This is a genomic window from Phascolarctobacterium succinatutens, assembly GCF_023497905.1.
GTDB lineage: Bacteria > Bacillota > Negativicutes > Acidaminococcales > Acidaminococcaceae > Phascolarctobacterium_A > Phascolarctobacterium_A succinatutens.
The window spans coordinates 44,615-56,077 of the sequence record NZ_CP097284.1; the positions used below are offsets into that span (position 1 = coordinate 44,615).

The following is an 11,463-nucleotide window of genomic DNA, read 5'->3' on the forward strand; positions in this document are numbered from 1 at the left end:
ACCACGCAAAATAAATGAGGTTGAAGATGTTGTACTATAAAAAAATTTCCTCGCCTTTAGGCGAAATAACTTTACGCAGCGATGGTGAAAGGTTAACCGGTCTATGGTTTGCAGACGATAAGCATTATGGCGATAAAGATATTCAAGATGCGCAAAATGCGGAGCTGCCTGTTTTTGCACGTGCCGAAAAGTGGCTGGCTGAATATTTCGCAGGCTGCGAGCCGAAGGTAAATGTACCTTTGCAATTTACCGGCAGTGATTTTCAGAAAAGTGTCTGGAAGATATTGCAAAAAATCCCTTATGGCACCCTCATTACTTACGGCGATATTGCGTGCGAAATTGCAGCGCAGCGTGGTCTTGCACGTATGTCGGCGCAGGCTGTAGGCGGTGCAGTGGGCCGTAATCCGCTCTGCATTATTATTCCCTGCCATCGCGTAATAGGCGCTGATGGCAGCCTTACCGGCTATGGCGGCGGTATGTGGCGCAAGGTGCGTTTGTTAGAGATAGAAAAGACAGATATGAGTAAATTAACTGTACCGACAAAGGGCACAGCGTTATAAAGGAGTTTTTATATGAATAAAATGTATTATCCTGTTGTCGCGTTGGCATTGGGACATCTTGTTACCGATATGCAGGCGGGGGCTCTGCCTATCGTTTTACCGCAGCTGAAGGAGCTGTTTTCCTTGAGCTATTCACAATTGGCAGCGATTGTACTGCTGCAAAATATTATGTCATCCGTTATTCAGCCGGCCTTCGGCTATCTTACCGACAGGCGCTCGCTGCCACGCTTTCTGCCGCTTTGTGCGGCGCTGGCAGGTGCAGGCTTTGCCTTTGTGGGCTGGGTTCCCAGCTATACGCTGCTTTTATGCACGGTTATTTTTATCAGCCTGGCGAGCGCTACCTATCACCCGCAGGCTTCTAAAACAGTCAATTTTTTGAGTGATGATACAAACCGCACGAAGAACATGGGCTTGTTTTCTATCGGCGGTAACGCCGGTATGGCAGTTGGTTCTATATTTATGACCTTTCTTTTAGGCTTGGCCGGTGGTATTCATAACACCATGTATTTTGCTGTTCCCGGACTGCTAGTATTCTTGCTGATGGCAAAGGCGATGCCGGATTATATCCGCGTAAACAAGGAGCATGAGGTACAGCAGGCCAAGAAGGCTGCTGACGGTACAAGCGAAAAAATGTCATATTTTGCGCTCTTTTTGATTCTGTTCTATATCTTCATGCGTTCTTCTATTCACAGCGGTATTTCAACATATCTGCCGTTGTATTTTATGACGTTCCGCGGCTTTGAGGCAGTTTTCTCCAGCAGCCTGGTGTCCGGCTTCCTTTTAGGCGGTGTGGCAGGTACCTATGTCGGTTCAATTTTGAGCGACAGACTGGGAGCACGCAAAATTCTTTTAGGCTCTATTACGCTGAGCATTCCGGCAATTTACTGTATTACGATTGCTACGACTAAGCTTTTTGCTATGGCATCGGTTGTTATCGCAGGCTTTTGCATCATCGGTTCCTTTGCAACTACGATTATCATTGCGCAGTGCATGATGCCTAATAATGTTGGTATGGCATCCGGTCTGACAATCGGTTTCAGCGTTGGCTTAGGCGGTTTTGGCGTAACAATTCTCGGTGTGCTGGCCGATAAGTTTGGTCTGCCGATGGTTATGCAGCTTTTGGTGTGGTTGCCGATTGTAGCGGCAATTACGGCTATTTGGATTCCGATACCGAAAAAATTACAAAAATAAAATAACATATGCTGAAAAATGGTCCTCGAAACTTTCTGCTTGTCTTTAGTAAATCATATAATAAATTTTTACAGAGGGGTATTTTCTTATGGATAATTACAGACTTGGCATTTTTTATGGTCTTGGAGCCTATCTTTTATGGGGCGTGCTGCCGATATACTGGAAGCTGCTGCAGCATGTTGAGGCGATGGAAATTTTGGCGAACCGTTTTTTATGGTCAGCCGTTTTCGTCTTTCTCTTGTTATTGGCAACAGGCAAGCTAAACATCTTTATGCAGGAAACCAAGGCGATTTTCAGTACGAAAAAGACAGCCTGCTGCATGGTGCTGGCAGCAATTATGATCAGCTTCAACTGGGGGATTTTTATCTGGGCGGTAGAAGCAGGACGCATTGTAGAAACAAGCATGGGCTATTATATCAGCCCGCTGATGAATGTGCTCTTTGGCGTAGTATTTCTGCGTGAGCGCCTTGCTAAGCTGCAGATTGCAGCAGTTAGCTGCGCTGCTGTCGGCATTGGTGTGATTATTGTCCATAACGGCGGCCTGCCTTGGGTAGCACTGACGCTGCCATTAACCTTTGCCTTCTATGGTTTACTGAAAAAAATTATTATTGCCCAACCGATGACGAGTATTCTGTTGGAAACATTATTGATTTCGCCTTTGGCTGCAGGCTACTTATATTACCTTAGTATTAACGAAGGTACTGTTTATCAAAGCTGTGATATGAATACGCTGCTGCTTTTAGCAGGTGCGGGCGCTGTTACGGCGACACCGATGCTCCTTTTTACGGCCTGCGCGCGTAAGCTGCCGTTGAATATTGTAGGCTTTTTACAATATATTTCGCCTTCTATATCACTGATGATAGGCGTGCTGATTTACGGTGAACCGTTTACCGGTACTACTGCTACAGCCTTTGGCTGCATTTGGGCGGGACTGGCGCTATTCATCTGGTCACAGATAAGAAGATAAAAAACTCCTGCAGGCAGGCTGAAGGCCTGGAGGCAGGAGTGTTTGCGTTTAGCAATAATGCCCATTTTTGAAAATATATGCTGATTATGCTATAATTATATTTGTTTTTTATGGAGGTGTTATAGTGAGCTTTTTCTCAGATAAGTGGCGCGGTATTATTTTATGTGCTGTTTTGGCTGTGCCGTGCTGGTTTTTAGGCAAGCTGGTGCCTGTTGTCGGTGCACCTGTCTTTGCAATTCTTTTAGGCATGCTGGTAGCGCTTGTGTGGCCCGTAGAGGCTGCGTTTAAAAGCGGTGTAGGCTTTGTATCCAAAAAGGTGCTGCAATACGCAGTAATCCTGCTTGGCTTCGGTCTGAATATTTCCGTAGTGCTGGCAACTGGTAAGCAGTCTCTGCCGATTATCGTCTGCACGATTGCAACTTCGCTTATTGTGGCCTATGTGTTGCATAAGGTGATGAAAATTCCTGGCAAGATTTCCACACTTATCGGTGTAGGTTCGTCTATCTGTGGCGGCAGTGCAGTGGCTGCGACAGCGCCTGTCATCAAGGCAGATGATGAAGAGGTGGCGCAGGCTATCAGCGTTATATTTTTCTTCAATGTGCTGGCAGCGCTGCTTTTTCCTTGGTTGGGTACAGTGTTGGGATTTTCTACAACAAGCGGTGAAGCCTTCGGTATTTTTGCTGGTACTGCTGTTAACGATACTTCTTCGGTTACGGCAACGGCGGCGACTTGGGATGCAATGTTCGGCTTAGGCACGGCAACTTTGGATAAGGCGGTGACGGTAAAGCTGACGCGTACACTGGCAATTATTCCGATTACGTTGGTATTAGGTTATCTCGTAGGCAAGCGCGAACAGGGGGCAAATCATGAAGTTAATATCAGGAGCATTGTGCCGAGCTTTATACTGTACTTCGTACTGGCTTCGCTTATCACTACGTTGGCGACAAGCATGGGCGTAGTAGCAGAGGTTTTTGCACCGCTTAAATGGCTCAGCAAGTTCTTTATCGTTATGGCGATGGCTGCGGTAGGTCTGAATACGAATATCGTCAAGCTTGTGACAACAAGCAGCAAGCCTTTGGGACTCGGTCTTGGCTGTTGGGCAGTTATTACGTTTGTGAGCCTGCTTTTGCAGCATCTGCTTAATCTCTGGTAAGCAGAATAAAATTTAATTTTGCATCGGAAACAGCGACAAATAATAGTTTGTTCGCTGTTTTTGACGTTTTAAAAGGCTGTTTTGCTTGTGAGCGGGACGAAGCTGGACCCATAGATATAGTGTTGTGGAAATCTCCCCCTAGTTGTTATTAAAGTTATCCACAGATTGTGCATAACATGTTGATAATTGTGTAAAATCCTTGTAAACAAGCCACTTTTTTCTCAGAGGCTGGTGGATAACACTCTGTATAATTAAAAGTTATGCACAAAAACTGTGGATAAGTCTGTTGATACTGTTGATAACCTTACACTAAATATCGGAAAAGGAGGATATATTTTCCAGGAAAACAAGATAATTTCCTATTGCTGCGGTGGTATTTTGTATACAAACACAAGTTTTTTTGCTATCTGCAAAGTTTTTGCTTGCGTAATAGACGATTTTTGTTCATAATATTATTATGACTAATTGTAAGTAAATGGAGGAAGATTAGGTTATGGCATTAAAGCAAATGGATGCATTGGCAGCTTTGCGTGAGGCTGCAGGTGAAGTTATAGAAACTTCTTTGTGTGATGTACAGGGTAACTGGCTGGCACTTGTAAATGCTGAGGAAGGCAAGCGCCTGGCTTTTGCTGCAAAGGGTGAAGCTGCGCTGAGCGCACTGTGGAAGGATGTTGAAAAGGAAGCAGACGTTAAGGACGTACATGTTTCTGTTATGGCACTGAATGCAAATAATGCTGCGCTGGTGCGCCGCTATGTTAAATGGACCGCACCGACTGCCTGCGGCACTAAAGGTGCCAGCATCGGTTTCAGCGATTGGCTGGGCGAGGCAGATGCAGTTGTGGCGGAGCTGTTTGGTAAACGTCAGCTGAAACCGGTATTGGTTGATTTTACTACCGAGGACAGCGAGGCACTGCAGCGCTATTTTGTACAGGCTGTGGATACCGCAACCTGGGGCGTGCTCGAAGAGGGCTACAAGGAAGGCTACGGCGCTAATGCTGCTGGCCTGAAAACCGAAGAGGAAATCGTGAAGGCTTTGCTTTACGGTTACAGCATGATTGGCTTTGACTGCAGCGATAAGATTGACCTGGGCATTGAAAAGCTGTCCGACGAGGCTGTTGACAAACGCTTTGAGCAGTTCAACGAAACCTTCCGCGCAGCATTGCATGCGTCCTATCTGAACGCTGAGTTCAAGGTTGGCACCAGCAAGATTACTTTTACCGAAAATCAGCTGCACCGCATCGTTCTGGAATACGGCGAAGCAATTATGCATATCCAGTTCATCTACAACTCTTATCTGAAAAATACTCCGTGGGATATTGACTTTGAGCTGGATCTGTCCAAGCCCGGTAAGGTGCTGACTCCGCAGGAGCATTATCTGATCGGCAACGAGCTGCAGCGTAACGGCATCAAGCTGAGCTCTATCTGCCTCGACCCGCTGAAGGACTCTGAGGCTGTAAACGATAACCTGCAGCTGCACTGCGAGATTGCCGACACCTTCGGCTATCGCCTGAGCTTTAAAAATGCGGATATCGCTATGAACGATACTGCTGCTGCTATGAAATATCTGAAGGGCAAGGTTCATTTCAAAATGAACAATATCCTCTGGATGAGCGCAATAGAGCTGGTAAAAGCTCTGGATGCCGACCTGTTCGGCAAGCTGTGTGCTGCTTGTGGCTGTGAGGCTACAGCAGATGCTGCTGACCGTGCACTGGTGCTTGGCTACAGAAAGGCGCTGAATCCGAAGGAGGAAAGCAATGTTGCTGCTGACATGAAGGCTTTCCTGGAAGCGCATCATGCTGAATATGCTGCAGCAATCAAAGAGAATGTTGCTGCTAAATTAAAGAACATCTAAGATAAAAATTTAAGGGCTTCCCAAAAAAATTTTGGGAAGTCTTTTGTTTTAAACGATACAAAGCACTGTCTTTAACGTGTTTTTGTATAATGGATATTAGTGTACTTTGTCTACTGAAAAGTAGCGCGAAATTTGTAATCGTTTGATTAGTTTGTGTACAATAGACAAAAGGCTGAAAATGTTCATATACAGTGACTAAAAGAAGAAAAATGTAAAATTTTACAAAAAGGTGTTGACAAACGATGTAGATGGGTGTATAGTATCATTAATTTCAAATTGACAACCAAAGGTTATGATTGGGACTAAAGATAAGCGTAGAGTTTTAGAGAGCCGGTGTCTGGTGCAAACCGGTACGAAGCCTTATTGATTAAATCACCCATGAACTCGTCAGCGAAAGCTTTGCAAGTAGACTGATGCGCAACGGATGCGTTATTTCCGAGCCGGTTGATGGACTGGTGCTGAAAGTAATAAATTAGGGTGGTACCGCGTATTATACGCCCCTGCATATATGCAGGGGCGTTTTTTTAATACTACTCCTAAAAAGTCCATTAAAAGATAATTGATTTAGTAGTAAATTCAGGTGTTCTTGATAGGAGGAATTAAAATGTTTGAAAAGGTATTGGTAACTGGTCAGAATGATGAAACTTTATTGCCGCGTGTATTGCGTGTGCTTTCCAAGCAAGGTGCTCAGGTACGTTCCCTGCGCATGGATGCAGAAGAAAATCGTCTGAAGCTGGAAATCCAGCTGGCAGATGTAGCTGCTGCTCAGGTTGCCAAGCTGCTGGCTAAGCAGGTTGCAGTTGAGTCTGTAGCTACTATGGCGTAAGGGGGACGGACTGATGAAGCTGAAAGGCTCAGAAGCCATTGTAAAGGTCCTTTTGGAGCAGGGCGTAGATACAGTATTCGGTTATCCCGGAGGTGCTGTGATTCCGCTGTATGATGCATTGTACGATGCACCGCTGAAAAATGTGCTGACCGCACATGAGCAGGGCGCTATTCACGCAGCTGACGGCTATGCCCGTGCGAGCGGCAGAACCGGCGTATGTATCGTAACCTCCGGTCCCGGTGCCACAAACATTGTTACCGGCCTGGCAACTGCTTATCTTGATTCCATTCCGCTGGTAGCGATTACCGGTCAGGTTGGCGTAAGCATGCTGGGACGCGATTCCTTTCAGGAGATTGATATTGTCGGCGTTACAATGCCGATTACCAAATACAACATGCTGGTACGCAGCAAGGAAGAGTTGCTGCCGGCACTGCGCAAGGCATTTGCCTTGGCACAGGAGGGCAGACCGGGACCTGTGCTGGTGGATATTCCCAGCAGCGTACAGGTTGAGGAGCTGGAATGGAGCGAGCCGCAGGCAGCTTCTGCAGCGGAAGAGCTGCCACAGGCAACAGCGGAGCAGCTGCAGCAGGCAGCTGAGGTGCTGAACAAGGCGCAACGCCCGGTGCTGCTGGTTGGCGGCGGCGCTGTTAACAGCGCCGCGCAGGAAGAACTGCTGGAGCTGGCCCAAAAGGCTGATTTGCCGGTAGTAAATACGCTGATGGGCATCGGCGTTTATCCCGAGTCTGACGAACGCTCCCTGGGCATGACCGGCATGCATGGTCATATCGCTTCCAACATGGCTGTAGCGCAGGCTGATGTGCTAGTAGTCGCAGGCAGCCGCTTCAGCGACCGCGTAACCGGTGACCGCAACCGTTACGTAGGACAAAAGACGATTATCCAGCTTGATATCGACCCGACGGAAATAGATAAAAATATAGCAACAAGCCTTTCTGTAATGGGTGATGTAAAGCAGACACTGCAAAGCCTGCTGCCGTTGGTGCAGAAGGCAGCACACGCCGATTGGTGGCAGCAGATTAAGGCTTGGGATGCAACAGAGGACCGCAGCCTGCTGGCTGGCGACCGCCTGACAGCTCCCTGGATGATGAAGGAACTGAGCCGTAGCTTTGAAGGCGAAAATCCGATTTATGTAACTGACGTTGGTCAGAACCAGATGTGGGCAGCACAGCATTTAGTTGTCGATAAACCGCGTCACCATCTGACGAGCGGTGGTTGCGGTACGATGGGTTTCGGTCTCCCAGGCGCGTTGGGTGCAGCTTTTGCCGAGCCTGATAAGCAGGTAGTGCATATCTGTGGTGACGGCGGCTTCAAGATGACCGGCATGGAGCTGTATACGGCAGCTCGTGAAGGCAAAAAGCTAATCAGTATCGTTATTAATAACAGCTGCTTAGGCATGGTCCGTCAATGGCAGCAGCTCTTCTACAACGAGCATTACTCCAATACGCTGCTGACTGAGTTTGACTTCATCGGTTTTGCTCATTCCTGTGGTGCAGGCGGACGCAGAGCAGCGACCTGCAAGGAATTTAAGGAAGCGCTGAAGGCAGCACGCGAGGCTGACAAGCCCTTCCTGATTGAAGTAATCGTAGAGCAGGGTGATCTGGTAGAACCTATGGTGGCAGCCGGTGCTGCGGTAGATGACTTCGTCAAGATTAACAGATGCAGATAAACAGCTATAAATAAGGGAAATTTTTTATTAAATTTGTATATTAAAATAAGGGAAAAGAAAGAGGTAATAACAATGGTTAAAATGTATTATGACAACGATGCGAATCTGGAATTATTGAATGGCAAAACAGTTGCTATTATCGGTTATGGTTCTCAAGGCCATGCACATGCATTGAACCTGCAGGAGAGCGGCGTAAACGTAGTTGTAGGCCTGTATGAAGGCTCTAAGTCCAAAGCTAAGGCAGAAGCTGCCGGCCTGAAGGTTATGACTACCGCAGAAGCTGCTAAGGCTGCCGATATCATCATGATGCTGATTCCTGATGAAAAGCAAGCTGCTACATATAAAAAAGATATCGCTCCGAACCTGGAGGCTGGTAATGCACTGGCTTTTGCACACGGCTTCAACATTCACTTCGGTCAGATTGTTCCTCCTGCTGATGTAGACGTATTCATGGTTGCTCCTAAAGGCCCCGGCCATCTGGTTCGTCGTACCTATACCGAAGGCAGCGGTGTTCCCGTTCTGGTAACTGCTTACCAAAACCCGACCGGTAAGGCTCATGACCTGGCTCTGGCTTATGCTAAGGGCATTGGCGGTACCCGTGCAGGCGCTCTGGAAACCACCTTCCGCGAAGAAACCGAAACCGACCTCTTTGGTGAGCAGGCAGTTCTCTGCGGCGGCGTTTGCGCTCTGATGAACGCAGGCTTTGAAACCTTGGTAGAAGCAGGCTATGAGCCTGAAAGCGCATACTTCGAATGCATGCATGAGATGAAGCTGATCGTTGACTTGATGTATGAAGGCGGCATGGCTAAAATGCGTCATTCCATCTCCGATACCGCTGAATATGGCGACTATGTAACCGGTCCGCGCATCATCACTGCTGAAACCAAAGCTGCTATGAAACAGGTTCTGGCTGAAATCCAGGATGGTACCTTTGCTAAGAAATGGTTACTGGAAAACCAATGCGGCCGTCCGCAATTCAACGCTATGCGTCGTCGTGCTGGAGCAACCCAGGCTGAACAAGTTGGCGCACAACTGCGTGGCATGATGAGCTTCCTAAAGAAAAAATAATCAACAGCTTACAAGCACTTTTAGTGCAGAAAATAAAAATAAGGGAAAGAGCGTAATCCGCTAAAGTCAGCGTACAGATAAAAAAGCTGTCGGGGTTACGATAAACAAAAATAAGGGAAAGAGCGTAATCCGCTAAGGACAGCATACAGAAAAATCAGCTGTCCGGATTGCGAAAAATAAGGGAAAGAGTGTGAGCCGTAAACGCAGCATAGAAAAATAAAAGCTGTGTGGCTTGCAGTAATTAAAAATAAGGGAAATATTAAAAGGTCGCTTACCTGTGCGTCAGATGCAGAAAGCGGCCTTTTTGACATGCCGGCATAATGTTTTTGATATAAAAACCTCCCGGCGCATATGCACGAGGGAGGCTTTTGTGATACCGGCGATAGAACGCAATATATTAAGCATGAGCAGGATTTTTCTTTTTAATAAGAGCGAACACCTTTAAGGAGCAGCAAAGGATGAGCACGGCGCTGACAGTAAGCACAAAAAATCCATGTCTGCTGCCCAGCATAGTAGCATGCGCGATATTGGTCGGTTCTGCAGCCTGCGCGGTCGCGACAATCGTACTGATAACCGCTGTACCGACTGCACCTGCCAGCTGCAGCAGCGTATTCATAGCTGCGTTGCCGTCGGCATTCAGTTCTTCCGGTAACTGGCTCAGACCGTTGGTCATAATTGTACCCATGGAAAAACCTTGGCCAAAGGCAAAGAACAGGTAGAAGACAATGAAGAGCAACGAGCTCAGCTCGCCCGGATAAAGGCTGTAGCAGATGACGGATAAGAGAATTGATGCATTGCCTAATAAAATCGGACGTTGGGCACCGAACTTGTCCAACAGCCTGCCGCTGATGGGAGCCAGCATAGCGCCGATGATACAGCCGGGCAGCAGCAGACAGCCGGCGGTAAAGGCATCAGTATGCGAAACAAGTTGCGCATAGTTGGGAATTAAAAAACCTAGTCAAAGACAGATAAAGCCGACGAGCAAAAGACTGGCAGTGCTGAGCGTATACGGAAGATAGCGGAAAATCTGCACACTTAAAAGAGGTGTGCTGCTGTTTAATGATTGCTTATAGAAGGCAGTCAAAGCAATAAGGCAGATTGCGAAAAGAGCCAGCACCTCGATACTGAACCAACCGAAGTCGGAGGCAATGCTGGTTGCAAAAATCAGGCTGCTGAAGCCGATGATAAGCAAAAGGTATAAGCCGAAATTAAAGCTTGGCGATGGTGGCAGCAGTGGTGTTGATATCTGCTTCGCTGATATCGGTAATTTGTGCAGCCAGCCAGCTGTGATATTGCTCAATGTAATAGGCATGAATTTTACGCCCCTCGTCTGTCATGCGCAGTCTGACGATGCGTTTATCCTGTTTATCGCTGATTTTTTCGATAACATTTATTGCCTGCAGCTCGCTTACCAGGCGAGTGATACCGGGGCGCGTTACCTGCAGCAGATCCGCAATGTCGCTGACCTTTGGAGGTTGTGCGGTACGTTCCAGGTATTCAATGTAGTCCAGCACTTTAAGATTGCCGGGAGTTAAGCCTTCCGGTAGAGGTGGCTGCAGCTCTACTACACGCTTTGCTTCGTGGCAGGCAATGAGCAGAGTTTTGATTGCTTCGATAGACAGTTTATGTGTCATGATGATTCTCCTTCATAAATGATTACCAAAAGTAATTACCGAAGATAATCATATTGCGTTAGTGAGGGGATTGTCAAGGAGGGAGTAGAATGGAAAATAATGTAAGGATTTGCTGAAAACTGCCTGAGCGAAATGTTGCAGTGTGAATATGGAAATAAGCTCTTTTTCTATTATCCTCATAAAATCTGCAATAGTTGCATATTTTATCATCATGAAATCTGCACTGATTGCATATTTCATGAGGATATGCTAGAATGAGAGTAAATTAGAGAGGGGAGTGAGCAATTAAAATGTTACGTCGAAAAATCTATGATAAGCTCTTGGCATGGAAAAACAACAAAGGCAAAAAAGACGCTATTTTATATAATGTACCCATAGTCATGGACAGTTTGGTAGGTAGTATAGAAAGCGATATGGGCATTAAAGCAACATAGTCTACATGAATTATATTTGCATTTATGACTTAAGTGTCCCTTTAACTTATTGTTTAAATCTGGACACTAAGAGAGAACGAAAAGAGAGTTACTT

General features: G+C 46.7%; 11 protein-coding genes and 1 other annotated feature. Of the genes, 8 read left to right on the forward strand and 3 right to left on the reverse strand.

Annotation, left to right across the window (positions count from 1 at the left end; genetic code table 11):
* Positions 1-26: 26 nt before the first annotated feature.
* The 8 genes from M5E81_RS00230 to ilvC all read left to right on the forward strand — a co-directional run bounded on the left by M5E81_RS00230 (position 27) and on the right by ilvC (position 9,301).
* Positions 27-560 carry a methylated-DNA--[protein]-cysteine S-methyltransferase gene (locus M5E81_RS00230; RefSeq protein ID WP_040565060.1) on the forward strand — a complete coding sequence of 178 codons (534 nt, stop codon included), beginning with the start codon at positions 27-29 and terminating at the stop codon, positions 558-560.
* 12 nt (positions 561-572) lie between these two features.
* A complete protein-coding gene (locus M5E81_RS00235; protein WP_249747569.1) occupies positions 573-1,751 on the forward strand; it encodes an MFS transporter in 1,179 nt (392 codons plus the stop codon).
* 88 nt (positions 1,752-1,839) lie between these two features.
* Positions 1,840-2,718 (forward strand): EamA family transporter RarD, encoded by an 879-nt coding sequence (gene rarD, locus M5E81_RS00240; RefSeq protein ID WP_009145377.1) that lies wholly within the window; start codon positions 1,840-1,842, stop codon positions 2,716-2,718.
* A 124-nt stretch (positions 2,719-2,842) separates the two neighbouring features.
* Positions 2,843-3,871 (forward strand): YeiH family protein, encoded by a 1,029-nt coding sequence (locus M5E81_RS00245; protein WP_249747570.1) that lies wholly within the window; start codon positions 2,843-2,845, stop codon positions 3,869-3,871.
* Positions 3,872-4,364: 493 nt separating this feature from the next.
* Positions 4,365-5,723, forward strand: coding sequence for a tagaturonate epimerase family protein (locus M5E81_RS00250; RefSeq protein ID WP_249747571.1), 1,359 nt, complete (start codon positions 4,365-4,367; stop codon positions 5,721-5,723).
* A 283-nt stretch (positions 5,724-6,006) separates the two neighbouring features.
* Positions 6,007-6,228 (forward strand) — a binding site (T-box leader).
* 99 nt (positions 6,229-6,327) lie between these two features.
* Positions 6,328-6,549, forward strand: coding sequence for a hypothetical protein (locus tag M5E81_RS00255; RefSeq protein WP_021719399.1), 222 nt, complete (start codon positions 6,328-6,330; stop codon positions 6,547-6,549).
* A 13-nt stretch (positions 6,550-6,562) separates the two neighbouring features.
* Positions 6,563-8,233: a biosynthetic-type acetolactate synthase large subunit gene (gene ilvB / locus M5E81_RS00260; protein WP_249747572.1), complete on the forward strand. Its 1,671-nt coding sequence runs from the start codon at positions 6,563-6,565 to the stop codon at positions 8,231-8,233.
* A 45-nt stretch (positions 8,234-8,278) separates the two neighbouring features.
* Positions 8,279-9,301: a ketol-acid reductoisomerase gene (gene ilvC / locus M5E81_RS00265; RefSeq protein WP_272881140.1), complete on the forward strand. Its 1,023-nt coding sequence runs from the start codon at positions 8,279-8,281 to the stop codon at positions 9,299-9,301.
* Between the two features lie 397 nt (positions 9,302-9,698).
* Here ilvC and M5E81_RS00270 read toward each other — a convergent pair whose 3' ends face one another.
* From M5E81_RS00270 to M5E81_RS00280, 3 genes are read right to left on the reverse strand one after another with little or no spacing between them, the layout of a single operon-like run.
* Positions 9,699-10,247, reverse strand: coding sequence for an MFS transporter (locus tag M5E81_RS00270; RefSeq protein WP_272881141.1), 549 nt, complete (start codon positions 10,245-10,247; stop codon positions 9,699-9,701).
* Between the two features lie 12 nt (positions 10,248-10,259).
* Positions 10,260-10,493 carry a hypothetical protein gene (locus tag M5E81_RS00275; protein ID WP_249747573.1) on the reverse strand — a complete coding sequence of 78 codons (234 nt, stop codon included), beginning with the start codon at positions 10,491-10,493 and terminating at the stop codon, positions 10,260-10,262.
* A 16-nt stretch (positions 10,494-10,509) separates the two neighbouring features.
* On the reverse strand, positions 10,510-10,935 hold the full coding sequence (locus M5E81_RS00280; protein WP_249747574.1) for a MarR family winged helix-turn-helix transcriptional regulator: 426 nt from the start codon (positions 10,933-10,935) through the stop codon (positions 10,510-10,512).
* Positions 10,936-11,463: the final 528 nt, after the last annotated feature.

Excerpts from the sequence above, each read along its gene's own strand:
- ilvB (WP_249747572.1), top strand. The coding sequence starts at position 6,563 with ATGAAGCTGAAAGGCTCAGAAGCCATTGTAAAGGTCCTTTTGGAGCAG.
- M5E81_RS00255 (WP_021719399.1), top strand. The coding sequence starts at position 6,328 with ATGTTTGAAAAGGTATTGGTAACTGGTCAGAATGATGAAACTTTATTG.
- M5E81_RS00280 (WP_249747574.1), bottom strand. The coding sequence starts at position 10,935 with ATGACACATAAACTGTCTATCGAAGCAATCAAAACTCTGCTCATTGCC.
- rarD (WP_009145377.1), top strand. The coding sequence starts at position 1,840 with ATGGATAATTACAGACTTGGCATTTTTTATGGTCTTGGAGCCTATCTT.
- M5E81_RS00230 (WP_040565060.1), top strand. The coding sequence starts at position 27 with ATGTTGTACTATAAAAAAATTTCCTCGCCTTTAGGCGAAATAACTTTA.
- M5E81_RS00235 (WP_249747569.1), top strand. The coding sequence starts at position 573 with ATGAATAAAATGTATTATCCTGTTGTCGCGTTGGCATTGGGACATCTT.
- M5E81_RS00250 (WP_249747571.1), top strand. The coding sequence starts at position 4,365 with ATGGCATTAAAGCAAATGGATGCATTGGCAGCTTTGCGTGAGGCTGCA.